This window comes from Enterobacter sp. CPE_E1241, assembly GCF_045618265.1.
Lineage (GTDB): Bacteria > Pseudomonadota > Gammaproteobacteria > Enterobacterales > Enterobacteriaceae > Enterobacter > Enterobacter adelaidei.
The window spans coordinates 2,722,664-2,742,464 of sequence record NZ_JBIWYV010000001.1 but is presented as its reverse complement, the minus strand read 5'-3'; the positions used below and the strand labels follow the sequence as shown (position 1 = coordinate 2,742,464).

Annotated in this window: 15 protein-coding genes, 2 tRNA genes and 2 other RNA genes; 10 read left to right on the top strand and 9 right to left on the bottom strand. The window is 51.8% G+C overall.

Annotated elements, in window-relative coordinates; all coding sequences use genetic code 11:
- Positions 1–265: 265 nt before the first annotated feature.
- The 4 genes from ACJ9Y9_RS13445 to narI are packed head-to-tail and all read left to right on the top strand — an operon-like array spanning position 266 to position 6,925.
- Positions 266–4,009: a nitrate reductase subunit alpha gene (locus ACJ9Y9_RS13445; RefSeq protein ID WP_028018759.1), complete on the top strand. Its 3,744-nt coding sequence runs from the start codon at positions 266–268 to the stop codon at positions 4,007–4,009.
- Positions 4,006–5,541: a nitrate reductase subunit beta gene (gene narH, locus ACJ9Y9_RS13440; RefSeq protein WP_028018760.1), complete on the top strand. Its 1,536-nt coding sequence runs from the start codon at positions 4,006–4,008 to the stop codon at positions 5,539–5,541. Before ACJ9Y9_RS13445 ends, narH begins: the two co-directional genes overlap by 4 nt.
- A complete protein-coding gene (gene narJ, locus ACJ9Y9_RS13435; protein WP_028018761.1) occupies positions 5,538–6,248 on the top strand; it encodes a nitrate reductase molybdenum cofactor assembly chaperone in 711 nt (236 codons plus the stop codon). Before narH ends, narJ begins: the two co-directional genes overlap by 4 nt.
- Positions 6,248–6,925, top strand: a complete 678-nt coding sequence (narI, locus tag ACJ9Y9_RS13430; RefSeq protein WP_028018762.1) for a respiratory nitrate reductase subunit gamma — start codon at positions 6,248–6,250, stop codon at positions 6,923–6,925. The genes narJ and narI overlap by 1 nt, the downstream gene beginning before the upstream one ends.
- On the opposite strand, the gene ACJ9Y9_RS13425 is transcribed toward narI, so the two are convergent.
- On the bottom strand, positions 6,922–7,818 hold the full coding sequence (locus ACJ9Y9_RS13425; RefSeq protein WP_028018763.1) for a DMT family transporter: 897 nt from the start codon (positions 7,816–7,818) through the stop codon (positions 6,922–6,924). The two genes, narI and ACJ9Y9_RS13425, sit on opposite strands and share 4 nt — an antisense overlap.
- Positions 7,819–7,926: 108 nt before the next feature.
- Here ACJ9Y9_RS13425 and ACJ9Y9_RS13420 point away from each other — a divergent pair, with 108 nt between their 5' ends.
- Entirely contained in the window at positions 7,927–8,370 is a 444-nt protein-coding gene (locus tag ACJ9Y9_RS13420; protein WP_028018764.1) for an Lrp/AsnC family transcriptional regulator, read from the top strand.
- Positions 8,371–8,388: 18 nt separating this feature from the next.
- Here the strand turns inward: ACJ9Y9_RS13420 and ACJ9Y9_RS13415 are convergent.
- From ACJ9Y9_RS13415 to ACJ9Y9_RS13390, 6 genes are all read right to left on the bottom strand, one after another.
- Positions 8,389–8,519, bottom strand: a non-coding RNA gene (locus ACJ9Y9_RS13415) — RtT sRNA.
- 45 nt (positions 8,520–8,564) lie between these two features.
- Positions 8,565–8,695: non-coding RNA, RtT sRNA (locus ACJ9Y9_RS13410), on the bottom strand.
- Between the two features lie 45 nt (positions 8,696–8,740).
- A tRNA-Tyr gene (locus ACJ9Y9_RS13405) sits at positions 8,741–8,824 on the bottom strand.
- A 35-nt stretch (positions 8,825–8,859) separates the two neighbouring features.
- Positions 8,860–8,945: transfer RNA gene (locus ACJ9Y9_RS13400), tRNA-Tyr, on the bottom strand.
- Positions 8,946–9,100: 155 nt separating this feature from the next.
- Positions 9,101–9,943 (bottom strand): formyltetrahydrofolate deformylase, encoded by an 843-nt coding sequence (gene purU / locus ACJ9Y9_RS13395; RefSeq protein WP_028018765.1) that lies wholly within the window; start codon positions 9,941–9,943, stop codon positions 9,101–9,103.
- A gap of 48 nt (positions 9,944–9,991) precedes the next feature.
- Positions 9,992–10,450: a YchJ family protein gene (locus ACJ9Y9_RS13390; RefSeq protein ID WP_032666959.1), complete on the bottom strand. Its 459-nt coding sequence runs from the start codon at positions 10,448–10,450 to the stop codon at positions 9,992–9,994.
- A 114-nt stretch (positions 10,451–10,564) separates the two neighbouring features.
- Between ACJ9Y9_RS13390 and rssA the strand changes: the two genes are divergently transcribed.
- The 3 genes from rssA to galU all read left to right on the top strand — a co-directional run bounded on the left by rssA (position 10,565) and on the right by galU (position 13,681).
- Positions 10,565–11,467 (top strand): patatin-like phospholipase RssA, encoded by a 903-nt coding sequence (rssA, locus tag ACJ9Y9_RS13385; protein WP_032666960.1) that lies wholly within the window; start codon positions 10,565–10,567, stop codon positions 11,465–11,467.
- Positions 11,468–11,558: 91 nt separating this feature from the next.
- Positions 11,559–12,572: a two-component system response regulator RssB gene (rssB, locus tag ACJ9Y9_RS13380; protein WP_028018768.1), complete on the top strand. Its 1,014-nt coding sequence runs from the start codon at positions 11,559–11,561 to the stop codon at positions 12,570–12,572.
- Positions 12,573–12,772: 200 nt separating this feature from the next.
- Positions 12,773–13,681: a UTP--glucose-1-phosphate uridylyltransferase GalU gene (gene galU / locus ACJ9Y9_RS13375; RefSeq protein WP_028018769.1), complete on the top strand. Its 909-nt coding sequence runs from the start codon at positions 12,773–12,775 to the stop codon at positions 13,679–13,681.
- 199 nt (positions 13,682–13,880) lie between these two features.
- Here galU and hns read toward each other — a convergent pair whose 3' ends face one another.
- Entirely contained in the window at positions 13,881–14,294 is a 414-nt protein-coding gene (hns, locus tag ACJ9Y9_RS13370) for a histone-like nucleoid-structuring protein H-NS (protein WP_008502781.1), read from the bottom strand.
- 550 nt (positions 14,295–14,844) lie between these two features.
- Here hns and tdk point away from each other — a divergent pair.
- Complete coding sequence (gene tdk / locus ACJ9Y9_RS13365; protein WP_028018770.1) at positions 14,845–15,459, top strand: thymidine kinase; 615 nt, start codon at positions 14,845–14,847, stop codon at positions 15,457–15,459.
- A 64-nt stretch (positions 15,460–15,523) separates the two neighbouring features.
- Here tdk and adhE read toward each other — a convergent pair whose 3' ends face one another.
- Positions 15,524–18,202, bottom strand: a complete 2,679-nt coding sequence (adhE, locus tag ACJ9Y9_RS13360; protein ID WP_028018771.1) for a bifunctional acetaldehyde-CoA/alcohol dehydrogenase — start codon at positions 18,200–18,202, stop codon at positions 15,524–15,526.
- 477 nt (positions 18,203–18,679) lie between these two features.
- On the opposite strand from adhE, the gene ACJ9Y9_RS13355 reads away from it, so the two are divergent.
- The gene (locus ACJ9Y9_RS13355) at positions 18,680–19,327 is read left to right on the top strand and encodes a YchE family NAAT transporter (RefSeq protein WP_021240330.1); all 648 of its coding nucleotides are present in this window, start codon (positions 18,680–18,682) and stop codon (positions 19,325–19,327) included.
- The last annotated feature ends 474 nt before the right edge of the window (positions 19,328–19,801 follow it).

Below are 19,801 nucleotides of genomic sequence, written 5' to 3'. Positions count from 1 at the left end.
CTTTGCAGGTGGTTCTACCCCTTAATACCTGGGATGTTAAATCGTCTCCGTCTTTTTGTATGGCGAAATAAAAATATTCATATAAATCATCGTTATATGGGAAATAAAAAGCTACCGCTTTGGTGGTATTCGCTTTAATACCTCGCCTGAAAGTCCCTCGTCGTCTTGATCGTTATCAATTCTCCCCCTCTTTCAGGGCGTTACCTTCGCTGCAAATCAGCAATGTCGATTTAGAGAGCCACAGGCTCCACACAGGAGATACCCGATGAGCAAATTTTTGGACCGGTTTCGCTACTTCAAGCAGAAGGGCGAAACCTTTGCCGATGGGCACGGCCAGGTTCTGGATACCAACCGGGACTGGGAAGACGGTTACCGCCAGCGCTGGCAGCATGACAAAGTCGTCCGTTCGACCCACGGCGTGAACTGCACTGGCTCATGTAGCTGGAAGATTTTCGTTAAGAATGGTCTGGTGACCTGGGAAATGCAGCAGACCGACTATCCGCGCACTCGTCCGGATATGCCAAACCATGAGCCGCGCGGCTGCCCGCGTGGGGCGAGCTACTCCTGGTATCTCTACAGTGCTAACCGGCTGAAATACCCGCTGATGCGCAAGCGCCTGATGAAAATGTGGCGTGAAGCGAAAGTTCAGCACAGCGATCCGGTTGATGCCTGGGCGTCGATTATCGAAGACGCTGACAAAGCGAAAAGTTTTAAGCAGGCTCGTGGCCGCGGTGGCTTTGTGCGTTCTTCCTGGAAAGAGGTGAACGAGCTGATTGCTGCCTCTAACGTCTACACCGTTAAGACCTACGGTCCTGATCGTGTAGCGGGCTTCTCACCCATCCCGGCGATGTCGATGGTCTCTTACGCCTCCGGAGCTCGCTATCTGTCACTTATCGGCGGTACCTGCCTGAGCTTCTACGACTGGTACTGCGACCTGCCGCCGGCGTCTCCGCAGACCTGGGGCGAGCAGACCGACGTGCCGGAATCCGCCGACTGGTACAACTCCAGCTACATCATCGCCTGGGGCTCTAACGTGCCTCAGACCCGTACGCCTGACGCGCACTTCTTCACCGAAGTCCGTTACAAAGGCACCAAAACCGTAGCAGTGACCCCTGACTACGCGGAAATCGCCAAGCTCTGCGATCTGTGGCTGGCACCGAAGCAGGGTACCGATGCCGCGATGGCGATGGCGATGGGCCACGTCATGCTGCGTGAATTCCACCTGGATAAGCCTAGCCAGTACTTCACCGACTACGTGCGTCGTTACACTGACATGCCAATGCTGGTCATGCTGGAAGAGCGTGATGGCTACTACGCTGCAGGCCGTACGCTGCGTGCCGCCGATTTGGTGGACGCGCTGGGCCAGGAAAATAACCCTGAGTGGAAAACCGTTGCGTACACCAGCAACGGCGAGCTGGTGGCGCCGAACGGTTCTATCGGCTTCCGCTGGGGTGAGAAGGGTAAGTGGAATCTTGAGCAACGCAACGGCACGACCGGTGAAGAGACGGAACTGCGCCTGAGCATGCTGGGCAGTCAGGATGAGATCGCCGATGTGGGCTTCCCGTATTTCGGTGGTGAAGGTTCCGAGCACTTCAACAAGGTCGAGCTGCAGAACGTTCTGATGCATAAGCTGCCGGTAAAACGCCTGCAGCTGGCTGACGGCTCCATGGCGCTGGTCACCACCGTTTATGACCTGACCATGGCAAACTATGGTCTGGAACGTGGTCTGGGCGACGAAAACTGCGCAACTCACTACGACGAGGTGAAAGCCTACACCCCTGCGTGGGCGGAGCAGATCACTGGCGTTCCTCGGGCACAAATCACCCGTATCGCGCGTGAATTTGCGGAAAATGCCGACAAGACGCACGGCCGTTCGATGATCATCGTCGGTGCCGGTCTGAACCACTGGTATCACCTCGATATGAACTATCGTGGCCTGATCAATATGCTGATCTTCTGCGGCTGTGTCGGTCAGAGCGGCGGTGGCTGGGCGCACTACGTGGGCCAGGAAAAGCTGCGTCCGCAGACCGGCTGGCAGCCGCTGGCGTTTGCCCTCGACTGGCAGCGTCCGGCACGCCACATGAACAGCACATCCTACTTCTATAACCACTCCAGCCAGTGGCGTTACGAGACCGTAACCGCGCAAGAACTGCTCTCGCCAATGGCGGATAAATCCCGTTACAGCGGCCACCTGATCGATTTCAACGTGCGCGCAGAGCGCATGGGCTGGCTGCCATCGGCACCTCAACTGGGCACCAACCCACTGCGCATTGCAGAAGAGGCGAAGAAAGTGGGCATGTCGCCGGTGGATTACACCGTTAAGTCTCTCAAAGACGGTTCCATTCGTTTCGCGGCAGAACAGCCGGAGAACGGAAAAAACCATCCGCGTAACCTGTTCATCTGGCGCTCCAACCTGTTGGGCTCGTCCGGTAAAGGCCACGAGTACATGCTGAAATACCTGCTCGGTACCGAGAACGGTATTCAGGGGAAAGATCTGGGCAAGCAGGGAGGCGTGAAGCCAGAAGAAGTGGAATGGAAAGATAACGGCCTGGACGGCAAGCTGGATCTGGTGGTGACCCTGGACTTCCGTCTGTCCAGCACCTGCCTGTACTCCGACATTGTGCTGCCAACCGCGACCTGGTACGAAAAAGACGACATGAATACCTCGGATATGCATCCGTTTATTCATCCGCTGTCTGCGGCCGTTGACCCGGCGTGGGAATCGAAAAGCGACTGGGATATCTACAAAGACATCGCGAAGACATTCTCTGAAGTCTGCGTCGGGCATCTGGGTAAAGAAACCGACGTGGTGACGCTGCCAATCCAGCACGACTCCGCTGCCGAACTGGCGCAGCCGCTGGACGTGAAGGACTGGAAAAAAGGCGAGTGCGACCTGATCCCGGGCGTGACCGCACCGCACATTATTCCGGTTGAACGCGACTACCCGGCAACCTGGGAGCGCTTTACCTCTATCGGCCCGCTGATGGAGAAAATCGGTAACGGCGGGAAAGGGATCGCCTGGAACACCCAGAGCGAAATGGATCTGCTGCGCAAGCTTAACTACACCAAAGCGGACGGCCCGGCCAAAGGCCAGCCAATGCTGAACACGGCGATTGATGCCGCAGAGATGATCCTGACTCTGGCACCGGAAACCAACGGCCACGTGGCGGTGAAGGCCTGGGCGGCCCTGAGCGAGTTCACCGGTCGCGACCATACCCACCTAGCGACGAATAAAGAGGAAGAGAAAATCCGCTTCCGCGATATTCAGGCCCAGCCGCGCAAGATTATCTCCAGCCCGACCTGGTCAGGCCTGGAAGATGAGCATGTGTCCTATAACGCGGGCTACACCAACGTTCACGAGCTGATCCCATGGCGCACCCTGTCAGGCCGCCAGTCGCTGTATCAGGATCACCAGTGGATGCGCGACTTCGGTGAAAGCCTGCTGGTGTACCGTCCGCCAATCGACACCCGCTCCGTGAAAGCCGTGATGGGCGCGAAATCGAACGGTAACCCTGAGAAGGCGCTGAACTTCCTGACGCCGCACCAGAAGTGGGGTATTCACTCCACCTACAGCGACAACCTGCTGATGCTGACCCTGTCGCGCGGCGGTCCGATTGTCTGGATGAGCGAAACGGATGCCAAAGATCTGGGTATTGAAGATAACGACTGGATCGAAGTGTTCAACAGCAACGGTGCCCTGACGGCGCGTGCGGTGGTGAGCCAGCGCGTACCGGCCGGGATGACCATGATGTACCACGCGCAGGAACGTATCGTTAATCTGCCGGGGTCAGAAATTACCGAGCAGCGCGGCGGGATCCACAACTCCGTGACCCGCATTACGCCGAAGCCGACCCATATGATCGGTGGCTATGCTCAGCTGGCCTACGGCTTTAACTACTACGGCACCGTAGGATCGAACCGCGATGAGTTCGTGGTGGTACGTAAGATGAAGAATATTAACTGGTTAGACGGCGAAGGTAATGACCAGGTACAGGAGAGCGTAAAATGAAAATTCGTTCACAAGTCGGCATGGTGCTGAATCTGGATAAATGCATCGGCTGCCATACCTGCTCGGTCACCTGTAAAAACGTCTGGACCAGCCGTGAAGGTATGGAATACGCCTGGTTCAACAACGTGGAAAGCAAGCCGGGCACCGGCTTCCCGACCGACTGGGAAAACCAGGAGAAGTGGAAGGGCGGCTGGATCCGTAAAATCAACGGCAAGCTGCAGCCGCGCATGGGTAACCGCGCTTGGCTTCTGGGAAAAATCTTCGCTAACCCGCATCTGCCGGGCATCGATGATTACTACGAGCCGTTTGACTACGACTACCAGAATCTGCACAACGCGCCGGAAGGCAAACACCAGCCGATCGCCCGTCCTCGCTCGCTGATTACCGGCCAGCGCATGGACAAGATCACCAGCGGTCCAAACTGGGAAGAGATTCTGGGCGGCGAGTTCGAGAAACGCGCCAAAGACCAGAACTTCGAGAACATGCAGAAGGCGATGTACGGCCAGTTCGAAAATACCTTCATGATGTATCTGCCGCGCCTGTGCGAGCACTGCCTCAACCCGGCGTGCGTGGCGACCTGCCCGAGCGGCGCCATCTACAAGCGTGAAGAAGACGGCATCGTGCTGATCGACCAGGATAAATGTCGCGGCTGGCGTATGTGCATCACCGGCTGCCCGTACAAAAAAATCTACTTCAACTGGAAGAGCGGGAAATCCGAGAAGTGCATCTTCTGTTATCCCCGTATTGAAGCGGGGATGCCGACCGTCTGCTCTGAAAGCTGTGTAGGTCGTATTCGCTACCTCGGCGTGCTGCTGTATGACGCGGACGCGATTGAAAACGCCGCCAGCACCGAGCACGAGAAAGATCTGTATCAGCGTCAGCTGGACGTGTTCCTCGATCCTAACGATCCAAAAGTGATTGAACAGGCGCTGAAAGATGGCGTACCGCAGAGCGTGATCGACGCCGCACAGCAGTCTCCTGTGTACAAAATGGCAATGGACTGGAAGCTGGCGCTGCCGCTGCATCCGGAATACCGCACTCTGCCGATGGTCTGGTACGTGCCGCCTCTGTCGCCGATTCAGTCAGCTGCAGATGCGGGCGAGCTGGGCAGCAACGGCATTCTGCCGGACGTGGAAAGCCTGCGTATTCCGGTTCAATACCTGGCGAACCTGCTGACTGCCGGTGATACGCAGCCAGTACTGCTGGCACTCAAGCGGATGCTGGCAATGCGCCACTTCAAACGTGCGGAAACGGTAGACGGTGTTATTGATACCCGTGCGCTGGAAGAGGTCGGTCTGAGTGAAGCGCAGGCGCAGGAGATGTACCGCTATCTGGCCATTGCCAACTACGAAGACCGTTTCGTCGTACCGAGCAGCCACCGTGAACTGGCTCGCGAAGCCTTCCCGGAGAAAAACGGCTGCGGCTTTACCTTTGGCGACGGTTGCCACGGGTCAGACAGCAAATTCAACCTGTTCAACAGCCGCCGCATCGACGCCATGGATGTGACCAGTAAAACGGAGCCGCACCCATGATTGAACTTGTTATCGTTTCTCGTTTGCTCGAGTACCCGGATGCTGCGCTTGTGCAGCATCAACAGGAACTTTTCGATGCACTCGCAGCATCTGAAAACCTGGATAAAGAGGATGCCCAGACATTGGGCATTTTCTTCCGGGACCTGTTAACGCGTGATCTTCTGGATGCGCAGGCGGATTACAGCCAACTGTTTGACCGGGGTCGCGCAACCTCTTTACTGCTGTTTGAACATGTTCACGGTGAATCCCGTGACCGTGGTCAGGCGATGGTTGACCTGATGGCGCAGTATGAGCAGCACGGCCTGCAACTCGACAGCCGCGAGCTGCCTGACCATCTGCCGCTGTATCTGGAGTATCTGGCGCAGTTGCCGAAAGAAGAGGCCCTCGGTGGTCTCCAGGACATCGCGCCGATCCTGGCGTTGCTCAGCGCGCGTCTTCAGCAGCGCGAGAGCCGCTATGCGGTACTGTTCGAGTTGCTGGTGAAACTGGCTAACGCATCTGTCGACAGTGAAAAAGTGGCGGAGAAAATCGCCGATGAAGCCCGCGACGATACGCCGCAGGCGCTGGATGCCGTCTGGGAAGAAGAACAGGTGAAATTCTTTGCTGACCAGAGCTGCGGCGAGTCTGAAATCTCGGCTCACCAGCGCCGTTTTGCAGGCGCTGTGGCCCCGCAATATTTGAATATCTCTAACGGAGGACGGCAATAATGCACTTCCTGAATATGTTCTTCTTTGACATTTACCCGTATATCGCGGGCACCGTGTTCCTGGTGGGAAGCTGGTTGCGTTATGACTACGGTCAGTACACCTGGCGTGCTGCCTCCAGCCAGATGCTGGATCGGAAAGGGATGCATGTGGGTTCTAACCTGTTCCACATCGGTATTCTGGGGATTTTTGCCGGTCACTTCCTCGGGATGCTGACGCCGCACTGGATGTATGAAGCGTGGCTGCCCATTGAGGTGAAGCAGAAGATGGCGATGATCGCAGGGGGCGCTTGCGGTGTGATGACGCTGGTGGGTGGTTTACTGCTGTTGAAACGCCGTCTGTTCAGCCCGCGTGTGCGTGCGACCACTACCGCAGCGGACATCCTCATCCTTTCCCTGCTGATGGTGCAGTGCGCGCTGGGCCTGCTGACCATTCCGTTCTCTGCACAGCATATGGACGGCAGCGAAATGATGAAGCTGGTCGGCTGGGCACAATCTGTGGTGACTTTCCATGGTGGTGCGTCGGCGCATCTGGACGGCGTGGCGTTTATCTTCCGCCTGCATCTGGTGCTGGGGATGACGCTGTTTGTGCTGTTCCCGTTCTCCCGACTGGTACATATCTGGAGCGCGCCGGTAGAGTATTTGACGCGCAAATACCAGATTGTGCGCGCCCGTCGCTAATTTGCTGTTTTGATCCCAACCCCGCACTCGCGGGGTTTTTTTTCGCCCCAGCCCAGGTTATTGCCAGCCGCAGCAAACAATATCAGTGCGCCGCCCGCCAGCTGCGTCAGGTTCAGCGAGTGTCCGAATACCAGATTATCGACAATAATCGCTACCACCGGATAGATAAACGACAACGAGCCGGTAATGGGTGTAGGCAGCTTCTGGATCGCGCTATAGAGCAACTGATACATAATGCCGGTATGGACGATGCCCAGCGTCAACAAAATTGGCCACGGAAAATCCCCTGATAATGAGGGCATGTGGGCAAACGGCAGAAGCATTACCACGCCGGTCAGCACCTGAATAAAGGCAATATGCTGCGGCGCAATGGATCGCAGCTTACGAGCGATAATGGCGGTCACTGCGTAGAAGAAGGCTGCCGCCATTGCCAGACCGATACCCGTCAGCCAGTTGGCACTATGCGCTCCGGTCAGCTCACTGGAAAGCAATATCACCACACCGCCAAAGGCGAGGAATAGCCAACCCCATTTCACCAGGCTGACACGTTCACCTAAAAACATCCCCATCAAAACCAGCATAAACGGCTGGGTGTTATACACCACAGTAGAAAGACCAATAGAGATTCGTTCATAGGCAGCGAAGAGCAGGAGCCAGTTCACCACGAGTGCCACACCACCGAGAATGGCCAGTAACAGTGTTGTCCGGGTGAGGGGACTGAACGGCTTTTGACTCATCCGAACAAAAATAAACAGTGCAATGGCCCCGATAAGGCAGCGCCAGAACACAACTTCCGTTACAGGCAGACCGGAAAGTAAAACAAACGCGCCAATCGAGCCGGAAATTAACATCGCCAGGCTCATTTGCCAGACGCCTTTATGTAAATCACGCATCATCCACCTCCTGATTGTATGACGCTATTGTCGAGAATCACTGTCGGGTTTTACAGGGATGAGATAAGGTGAAATGCAGTGATGGCTTTTTAAAATTAGGTGAAAATGATGGAATTCCTTCTCGATGATATCGACCGACAAATTTTGGCCTGTCTGGTCGAGGATGCGCGTATGTCTTTGAAGGTGCTCAGCGGACGCATCGGTCTGACCTCACCCAGCACGGCAGAGCGGCTGAAAAGGCTGGAAGAGCGTGGTGTGATTCAGGGGTATGGCGCACGAGTTAATCTGGCGGCGCTGGGGTATACGCTGCAGGCGCTGGTGCGTGTGCGGCCTTTACCGGGGTTATTGCATAAGGTGGATAAATACATTCAGGCGATGCCGGAGTGTATTGAGAGCGACAAAGTCACCGGGGAAGATTGCTTTGTGATTAGGCTGGTGGTGCGTTCAATCGAGCAGCTTGATGGGTTGCTGGACGGTTTGGCGGAGCATGCCCAGTGTAATACGTCGATCGTGAAGAGTTCGCCGGTGAAGAGACGGCTACCGCCGATGTAATTGTTGATTTTAATGTGATGGTGGTGGGGGAAGGATTACTCGGCGCGTTGCGCCTCGCCCTTCGGGTCGTTGCCTGCGGCAACGCTTTGTCGCTACGCTCGAATCGAACCTTCGTCGAAGCCTCTCATCCTTCCCCGTTGCGGAAATACATGATACAGGGTGCGAACAGAAGATTTGGAGTTATTTGAAAGTGATGGTGGTGGGGGAAGGATTACTCGGCGCGTTGCGCCTCGCCCTTCGGGTCGTTGCCTGCGGCAACGCTTTCTCGCTACGCTCGAATCGAACCTTAGTCGAAGCTTCTCATCCTTCCCCGTTACGGAAATACATGATACTGGGTGCGAACAGAAGATTTGGGATCATTTGAAAGTGATGGTGGTGGGGGAAGGATTCGAACCTTCGAAGTCGATGACGGCAGATTTACAGTCTGCTCCCTTTGGCCGCTCGGGAACCCACCGGGGGTAATTCAAATTTTGAGGTACTGCTGAGAGATGGTGGTGGGGGAAGGATTCGAACCTTCGAAGTCGATGACGGCAGATTTACAGTCTGCTCCCTTTGGCCGCTCGGGAACCCCCACCGGGGTAATGCTTTTTACTGGCCTGCTTCCTGTCGGAAGCGGGGCGCATCATATCAAATGAGACGCCCCTGTAAAGCATTCCTTTAGGGAAATGAAGTTGTTTGGCTGCTTTTTATCCGTAAAGGTGCAAAGCTAATCAATTCATTTTCCAAAAGATTAAAGAATGATAGTTCTGTTACCGTAGACGAAGACGCGCTGGGCAAGCACCTGATACAACGCACGGCTTAAGACGTTCTTCTCGACGTCACGTCCCGCGCGCATCATGTCCTCTGCGGTATAGGTGTGATCCACGTGAATCACGTCCTGCATGATAATTGGACCTTCATCCAGATTGTCATTCACGTAGTGCGCAGTCGCACCGATAATCTTCACGCCACGCTCGTACGCCTGATGATAAGGACGTGCGCCAATAAAGGCTGGCAGGAACGAGTGGTGAATGTTGATAATCTTGTTTGGGAAACGCGCCACGAAGGATGGCGTCAGCACGCGCATGTATTTCGCCAGCACGACGTAGTCGGGATTATGCGCTTCAATGGCCTGCGCCATCAGGTCGTCGTGCTCTTCACGCGTATGACCTTCGTGACTCACCAGTTCGAACGGAATATCAAAACGCTCAACAAGCGTGCGCAGCGTCTCGTGATTGCCGATCACGGCAGCAATTTCGACGTCCAGACCACCGTAGTTTGCTTTCATCAACAGATCGCCAAGGCAATGTGCTTCTTTGGTCACCAGAATCACGACGCGGCGTCGACCTGCAGGCGTCAGTTCACGTATGGAGCCTTCCGGCAACGCGCTATCCAGATCGGCAAGCAGGGTCGTGTCGTTGAAAATACCTTCCAGTTCGGTACGCATGAAGAAACGACCGGTACGGTGGTCAACGAACTCGTTGTTCTGCACGATATTCAGTTCATGTTTGTAACAAATGTTGGTAATTCGTGCGATCAGTCCTTTTTGATCGGGACAGATGGTGCGCAGAACTTTACGTTGTAGTGATTGCATCGCCGGGAAATCCTGTTTGTGTATTTGCGAAGTCTGGGTTGTCAGGCATTACTGCCCGCAACACTTTTTAAATTTTTTACCTGAACCGCATGGGCAGGGATCGTTACGACCAAACTGTGGGCGCGTTCCGTCAATATAATACCATTGCCCGCTTTCCTTTAAGAACCGGGAACGCTCGATAATGGCCGCCGTTTTATCGCGCTCGATAAAGCGGGCAACAAAGCTGACGTAGCCTTCGTTGTCGTCGTTTCCGGCCGATGCTTCAAAAACGGTCAGTCCAAGCCACTGCGTGTTGGCGAAGCCAGCTTCAATGTCCTGGCGAAAATCGGCGGCATGGCAAGACGGGTGCCAGGTTTTGATCAGATAGTCTGCGTCTTTGATCACAAAAGCAGTGTACCGTGAACGCATGAGGTGTGACGGGTCTGGTGCAACCTGATCGCCAGAAAGATATCGCTGGCAACATAGGCTATACTCCAGAGCGCTACCACAAGGGCAGAGTTGAGACACGATTCTCTTCCTGGAACAAAAAATAAGGGCGTAAAACGCTTCGGGTAGCACTATGTTAACTGAGCAGTTGCGTTGATGTCATGTCAGGAATCCAGGGGACGTAAAACAGGGCTAATGAGAAAGGTTAAAATTGGACTGGCGCTGGGCTCAGGTGCAGCCCGGGGATGGTCACACATCGGCGTGATTAATGCCTTAAACCAGATGGGTGTTGAGGTTGATATTGTTGCAGGGTGTTCAATAGGATCGCTTGTCGGCTCCGCTTACGCGTGCGGAAAGCTTCCGGAACTTGAAACCTGGGTACGTTCCTTCAGCTACTGGGACGTGCTGCGCCTGATGGACCTCTCATGGCAGCGTGGTGGGCTGTTGCGCGGTGAACGCGTTTTTAACCAGTTCCGCCAGGTTATGCCTCTTGAATACTTCACTGACTGTCAGATGCCTTTCGGCGCTGTTGCGACGAACCTCAGCACGGGACGCGAGCTTTGGCTTACTGAAGGTGATATTCATCTTGCCGTTCGTGCCTCCTGCAGTATGCCGGGACTAATGGCTCCTGTTCCGCATAACGGTTACTGGCTTGTCGATGGTGGCGTTGTTAACCCGGTCCCTATCTCCCTGACGCGTGCGATGGGTGCCGACATCGTCATTGCCGTGGATTTACAGCATGACGCCCACCTGATGCAACAAGATCTCATGCCGGTGAATCTCCAGAGCGAAGATGCCGAAGGCGAGAAACTGGCCTGGCATGAACGTTTGCGTGGACGAATCGGGCGTATGGCCGCTCGACGCTCTGTGACTGCGCCGACGGCCATTGAAATTATGACTACCTCTATCCAGGTTCTTGAGAATCGCCTTAAGCGAAACCGCATGGCTGGCGACCCTCCAGATATTCTGATTCAACCGTACTGTCCGCAAATATCTACCCTTGATTTCCATCGAGCTGAGGCCGCCATCGCAGCGGGCTCGATAGCCGTCGAAAAGAAAATGGATGAGCTGTTGCCTTTTGTGCGAACAGCACGTTAAGCACCTTTTTTTGATTACTTCAGCAAAATCTGACAGGCGGTAGTGCTGATAGCATGCCACTATTTAATTACTGTCAGCCAGGGGAGGAACCATGACGCAGCCATTGGCCGGAAAACACATTTTGATTGTTGAAGACGAGGCCGTTTTCCGATCGCTACTGGATTCGTGGTTATCCTCAATGGGAGCAATCACTTCGCTGGCTGAAGATGGCATAGACGCACTGGAAAAAATGGTCAGCATCACCCCGGACCTGATGATTTGTGACATTGCGATGCCGCGTATGAACGGACTGAAGCTGGTTGAACATCTCCGTAACGAAGGCAATCAGACACCGATTCTGGTGATATCTGCCACAGAGAATATGGCAGATATTGCCAAAGCGCTGCGAATTGGGGTTCAGGATATCCTGCTTAAACCGGTCAAGGACCTGAACCGGTTACGAGAGACGGTGTTAGCTTGTCTTTATCCGAACATGTTTAATTCCCGGGTAGAGGAAGAGGAACGTCTGTTTCAGGACTGGGATGCCCTGGTAAGTAATCCACCTGCCGCGGCTAAACTGTTACAGGAACTCCAGCCGCCCGTACAGCAAACTATTTCACATTGTCGGATAAACTATCGCCAGCTGGTTGCTGCGGACCAACCTGGGCTGGTGTTGGATATTGCACCGCTGTCTGATTCAGACCTGGCTTTTTATTCCCTGGATGTTACCCGGGCAGGGGATAATGGTGTATTAGCGGCGTTATTACTTCGTGCGCTATTTAATGGTCTCTTGCAAGAGCAGCTATCGCATCAGGGGCAACGGCTTCCGGAACTGGGCAGTTTACTAAAACAAGTGAACCAACTTTTTCGTCAGGCCAATTTGCCTGGACAGTTTCCGCTATTGGTCGGTTATTACCATAGTGGTTTAAAGAATCTGATCCTCGTTTCAGCGGGCCTCAACGCCTCACTGAATACGGGTGAACATCATATTCAGGTAAGCAACGGTGTGCCGCTTGGGACACTGGGAACAGCGTATCTTAATCAAATTAGCCATCGTTGCTCCTCCTGGCAGTGCCAAATTTGGGGTGCCGGGGGACGGTTACGATTAATGTTGTCCACGGAATAAGCAATTGGATCGTAATTTTAAGATTGCTTTACCTGTGTTTTGTGGGGAGTGCTACTATCCCTGCCCAGATTCATGCGTATTTATCCTAATTGATCGGCAACGCGTTCTTTTCAGACCCGAACTGTGGGGCGAGGCTGATATACTCAACGCGTTATTTATTGCATAAAAGTTCAAAACTTGAACAGCTCAGGAGAATTTGAATGGCTGCCCTAAATTCGAAAGTCAGAAAGGCCGTTATCCCGGTAGCGGGATTGGGGACCAGGATGTTACCAGCAACTAAGGCGATTCCTAAAGAGATGCTGCCTCTGGTTGATAAGCCATTAATCCAGTACGTCGTTAATGAGTGTATCGCAGCCGGCATCACTGAAATTGTGCTGGTTACGCATTCATCAAAAAACTCTATCGAAAACCATTTCGATACAAGTTTTGAACTTGAAGCCATGCTGGAAAAGCGTGTTAAGCGTCAGTTGTTACAGGAAGTGCAGTCTATTTGCCCTCCGCACGTGACTATTATGCAGGTTCGTCAGGGGCTGGCTAAAGGCCTGGGTCATGCGGTTATGTGTGCCCACCCTGTTGTCGGTGATGAGCCAGTGGCGGTAATACTGCCTGACGTTATTCTGGATGAATACGAATCAGATCTTTCTCAGGATAATTTGGCTGAGATGATCAAGCGTTTTGATGAAACAGGTAGCAGCCAGATTATGGTTGAGCCAGTTGAAGACGTAACCGCTTACGGTGTGGTTGACTGCAAAGGCGTTAACCTTGAGCCTGGCGAAAGCGTGCCAATGGTTGGCGTTGTAGAGAAGCCAAAAGCCGACGTGGCGCCTTCTAACCTGGCAGTGGTGGGTCGCTATGTCCTGAGTGCGGAAATCTGGCCTCTGCTTGCTAAAACGCCTCCAGGAGCGGGTGATGAGATCCAACTGACCGATGCTATTGATATGCTGATCGAGAAAGAGACCGTTGAGGCTTACCATATGAAAGGTAAGAGCCATGACTGCGGTAATAAGCTCGGTTATATGCAGGCATTTGTTGAATATGGCATTCGCCACAATACCCTGGGTGAAGAATTTAAAACCTGGCTCAAAGAGAGCGTGGGTATTAAGAAATAACCAAGGCAGCAAATGTTTGAGACCGGTGAGGCGTTGCCCACCGGTTTTTTTATGCCCATAACACTCGTTATCCCGCTTGAATGTAAGAGATGGCAATAGCCGAATAAGATTCTATGACAGAGTGTAAGGGGATGTTGGTGATAAAATTGTGGTTAAAAAAAATCCCGCATTACGCGGGATTTTATGGAATGTGGCTTGATTAATCCTTGATCAGGAAGTCATCCAGCTGTTTACCTTGCTCATCCATGGCTTTCTTGATAACAGCAGGAGTACGACCCTGGCCAGTCCAGGTTTTAGTTTCGCCATTCTCATCAACGTAGCTATATTTAGCAGGACGGGCAGCGCGTTTTGCTTTGGTGCCGGTTTTAGCTGCAGCCATGCTGTTCAGCAATTCGTTTGGATCGATACCATCAGCAATCAGCATTTCACGATATTGTTGCAGTTTACGAGTGCGCTCTTCGATTTCAGCTGCTGCAGCGCTTTCTTCTTCGCGACGTTCATTAACTACAACTTCTAATTTTTCCAGCATTTCTTCAAGCGTTTCGAGGGTGCATTCTCTAGCCTGCGCACGAAGAGTACGGATGTTGTTCAGAATTTTAAGTGCTTCGCTCATTGTAGTAATCTCAAACTTATAATGGGGGGGTGGTTTGTTGACCTAATAATAGAGCCATAAATTCAGTTGTGCAATAGCCAGGAATGTAAGGAATTCAAAAAATACTAAATAAAGCCACTATTATTAATTACGCTAACTTAAATTTCATCTCCCAGGAATCTCGCTTGTTATCAGCGTAAGCCTGCGCAACCTGCTCGATTGCATCTTTTTTTGTGACATTTACCGCAGGAATTATAGTTGCTGCGGATAAATATCAGCCTTTTGTATTAGTTCCATTGAGCGTTGTTAAGACAGTAATAGTTAATAAATAGTGAATTTTAATGAACATTGATTCCACTATAAAATGAAGTGTTATGTTTGACTGACCTTATAACATATAGACCTGATTGATTACGTTTACTCTCTGTTTTAACGGATTATTTTCGTAATCTGAGGGTGCTTAACTCCGCTCTGAACCGCATCGTCTGTGCGCTGAGTCGCTGTTGACCAGACAAAATATGGTACAATCAATCATCGGGAATATTACACATTGATTAGGGTTTTACGGCCAATGGCACAACTTTATTTCTACTATTCGGCAATGAATGCCGGAAAATCCACAGCACTGCTTCAATCCTCGTACAATTACCAGGAACGAGGAATGCGTACTGTTGTTTATACGGCTGAAATTGACGATCGCTTTGGTGCAGGGAAGGTGAGTTCCAGAATAGGCCTTTCGTCTCCGGCCAGGCTGTTTAACCCGCAAACTGACCTGCTGGAGGACATTAGCGCAGCGCATGCCGCGCAGCCTATTCATTGTGTTCTGGTTGATGAGAGCCAGTTTCTGACGCGTGAGCAGGTTCATGCGCTTTCAGAGGTGGTAGATGAGCTCGATATCCCTGTTCTTTGCTATGGGCTGCGTACAGACTTCCGTGGCGAGCTATTCGCAGGGAGCCAGTATTTGCTTGCCTGGTCAGATAAACTCGTCGAACTCAAAACTATCTGCTTTTGCGGCAGGAAAGCCAGTATGGTGCTTCGTCTCGACCAGGCCGGAAAGCCTTATGCAGATGGTGAGCAGGTGGTGATAGGCGGCAATGAACGCTATGTTTCTGTCTGCCGTAAGCATTATAAAGAAGCGCTGTCTGTAGGCTCGCTGACGGCGATTCAGCACGACAACAGAAAATAATTTTCACCGTGTTCTTCAGACATAAAAAAACCCGCCATTGGCGGGTTTTTTATCAGACTGTCAGTTAAGCGCTTTTCTTCGCTTTTTTGTCAGCTTTTACCGCAGGAGCTTCAACTTTAGCCACTGCTACATCACCTTCTTTGAACTCACGACCGTAGTAGGTATCCAGCAGAATCTGTTTCAGCTCGGAGATCAGTGGGTAGCGCGGGTTAGCACCAGTACACTGGTCATCGAAGGCATCTTCAGACAGTTTATCTACGTGGGCGAGGAAGTCAGCTTCCTGAACGCCAGCTTCACGGATAGATTTAGGAATACCCAGTTCAGCTTTAAGGCTTTCCAGCCATGCCAGCAGTTTCTCAATCTTAGCAGCAGTACGGTCACCCGCAGCGCTCAGACCCAGATGGTCAGCGATTTCAGCGTAACGGCGACGTGCTTGCGGACGGTCGTACTGGCTGAATGCAGTCTGCTTGGTTGGGTTATCATTCGCGTTATAACGGATAACGTTGCTGATCAACAGGGCGTTCGCCAGACCGTGAGGAATGTGGAACTGAGAACCCAGTTTGTGCGCCATTGAGTGGCAAACACCCAGGAAGGCGTTAGCAAACGCGATACCGGCGATGGTTGCTGCACTGTGTACACGCTCACGTGCTACAGGGTTTTTCGACCCTTCATTGTAGGACGCTGGCAGGTTTTCTTTCAGCAGTTTCAGAGCTTGCAGAGCCTGACCATCAGAGAACTCAGACGCCAGTACGGAAACGTAAGCTTCCAGAGCGTGAGTTACCGCATCCAGACCACCGAAGGCACACAGTGATTTCGGCATTTCCATGACCAGGTTGGCGTCAACAATCGCCATGTCTGGGGTCAGTGCGTAGTCAGCCAGTGGGTATTTCTGACCTGTTGCATCGTCAGTAACAACCGCAAACGGAGTCACTTCTGAACCGGTACCGGAAGTGGTAGTAACGGCGATCATTTTCGCTTTTACGCCCATTTTCGGGAACTTGTAGATACGTTTACGGATATCCATAAAGCGCAGCGCCAGTTCTTCGAAGTGAGTTTCCGGATGTTCGTACATTACCCACATGATTTTCGCGGCGTCCATTGGGGAACCACCACCCAGTGCGATAATCACATCTGGTTTGAAGGAGTTCGCCAGTTCAGCACCTTTGCGAACAACGCTCAGGGTTGGGTCAGCTTCAACTTCAAAGAAGACTTCAGTTTCGACGCCAGCCGCTTTCAGAACAGAGGTGATCTGGTCAGCGTAGCCGTTGTTGAACAGGAAACGGTCAGTCACGATGAGCGCACGTTTGTGGCCATCAGTAATCACTTCATCCAGCGCAATTGGCAGAGAGCCACGGCGGAAGTAGATAGATTTCGGAAGTTTGTGCCACAACATGTTTTCAGCTCGCTTAGCAACGGTTTTCTTGTTGATCAGATGTTTTGGACCAACGTTTTCAGAGATGGAGTTACCACCCCAGGAACCACAACCCAGAGTCAGGGAAGGTGCGAGTTTGAAGTTGTACAGGTCACCGATACCACCCTGAGAAGCAGGGGTGTTAATCAGGATACGTGCAGTTTTCATCTTCTGACCGAAGTGAGCAACACGTTCTGGCTGATTATCCTGGTCGGTGTACAGGCAAGAGGTGTGACCGATACCGCCCATGGCAACCAGTTTCTCTGCTTTCTCTACTGCATCGTCGAAATCTTTCGCGCGGTACATTGCCAGAGTCGGAGACAGTTTTTCGTGTGCAAATGGCTCGCTCTCATCAACAACTTTCACTTCACCGATCAGGATCTTAGTGGTTGCCGGAACGGTGAAACCTGCGAGTTCAGCAATTTTATACGCTGGCTGCCCAACGATAGCGGCGTTCAGTGCGCCATTTTTCAGGATGATGTCCTGAACGGCTTTCAGCTCTTTGCCCTGCAGCATGTAGCCGCCGTGGCTGGCGAAGCGTTCGCGAACCGCGTCATATACGGAATCTACAACAACAACGGACTGTTCAGATGCACAGATAACGCCGTTATCGAAGGTTTTGGACATCAGTACAGAAGCAACAGCACGTTTGATATCAGCCGTTTCGTCGATAACAACAGGAGTGTTACCTGCGCCTACGCCGATTGCTGGTTTACCGGAGCTGTACGCTGCTTTAACCATGCCAGGACCACCGGTCGCCAGGATCAGGTTAATGTCTGGGTGGTGCATCAGTGCGTTGGACAGTTCAACAGAAGGTTGGTCAATCCAGCCGATCAGGTCTTTTGGTGCGCCTGCAGCGATAGCCGCCTGCAATACGATATCAGCAGCTTTGTTCGTTGCATCTTTCGCACGTGGATGCGGGGAGAAGATGATTGCGTTACGGGTCTTCAGGCTAATCAGTGATTTGAAGATAGCAGTAGACGTTGGGTTGGTGGTTGGAACGATACCGCAAATGATGCCGATAGGTTCTGCAATCGTGATAGTACCGAAGGTGTCGTCTTCAGACAGCACGCCACAGGTTTTCTCATCTTTATAGGCGTTGTAGATATACTCAGAAGCAAAGTGGTTTTTGATCACTTTATCTTCAACGATACCCATACCGGATTCGGCAACGGCCATTTTAGCGAGAGGGATTCGAGCATCTGCAGCAGCCAGAGCGGCCGCGCGGAAGATTTTATCAACCTGTTCTTGGGTGAAATTGGCATATTCACGCTGGGCTTTTTTAACGCGCTCGACGAGGGCGTTCAGTTCAGCGATATTAGTAACAGCCATAATGCTCTCCTGATAATGTTTAAACTCTTTTAGTAAACCAGCGCTCGATACGTCAGACAGTATAGACAGAGCTGATATGACTTGCGTAACACAAAATAAAACAAAGAGTTACTTTCTACACCAGCACACTAATTTACTAAAAGAGCCTTACCTTAGCATCATCCCTTTTTGTCAGGTGACCTCCCTGGGGTGTAACCAAGATTACTCACTTCTGAGTACGGAAATCATGATCTGCGTCAATTTTCCCCCAAGCTGATACCTTTCAGCAGGGTTATTTCTTTGAGATTTTTCCAGTGTTAAATAATTACGTAAGTATTGGAAGTGGCGCTATCATTGATTCTACATATGTTTAACATCCTGAAATGATAACGTTTTGGCACAGATTTCGAGTGAAGTATGCTAATAAAAAGGGTATCTTCAGCGCGATTTCACATGACAAATTGTCAGTCCCGGGCATGCGCATAAGCGGAGCAAAACGTGATCCAAACGCTCTTTGATTTTCCAACGTATTTTAAATTTTTTATTGGTTTGTTTGCCCTGGTCAACCCGGTGGGGATCATTCCTGTCTTCATTAGTATGACCAGTTACCAGACGGCGGCGGCCAGGAACAAGACCAACCTCACCGCCAACCTGTCAGTGGCTATCATATTGCTCACCTCCCTTTTTCTGGGGGACGCCATTCTTCAGCTCTTCGGGATTTCGATCGACTCTTTCCGCATTGCGGGTGGGATCCTGGTTGTGACCATCGCCATGTCTATGATCAGCGGTAAGCTGGGTGAGGATAAACAGAACAAACAGGAGAAGTCAGAAACTGCCATCCGTGAAAGCATTGGCGTGGTACCGCTGGCGTTACCGCTTATGGCTGGCCCCGGCGCCATCAGTTCAACGATTGTCTGGGGTACGCGTTACCATAGCCTGATGCATTTGATTGGCTTTTCCGTGGCCATTGCCATTTTCGCGCTCTGCTGCTGGGGAGTATTCCGTATGGCGCCCTGGCTGGTGCGCTTATTGGGGCAGACGGGCATCAACGTTATAACGCGTATCATGGGCCTGCTGTTGATGGCGTTAGGGATCGAATTTATTGTCACCGGTATTAAAAGCATTTTCCCCGGCTTGTTACACTAATATTTCATATGAAAGAACGGAGCTACAGCTCCGTTTTTTTACGTGATTATCAGCAAATCATATAACTAAAGTTGAAATGCTCACATATCATAATAAATTCTACTAATAATATTCATCTCTTGTATTTCAATAAGTTATTAATTTCCTTCCAACCCGCCTGCGCAGAAAACCTTCGAACGCTCTGTTATTTTACTCACATGATACTCTGGGGCTTGCTGAGAGATAACCGAAATGATATTAGTAATTTCAACATTCCCCTAGATGAATGTGCTAAATAATAACCAGTTGTTAAATTTTTGTACAAAAACACTCGATGATAGCGCAGCGACGCGCTTGTAGAGGAGGTTTCCTATATCTTATTGAATGTCATGTTTTTTAGTGGCGTTTGATGTCTGGCAGGGCTGCCCTCAACGATACGGCTCTCACCGTAAAAGAGAATTGCTTAACAAATTTGCAAAATGTATTGGCGTGCGT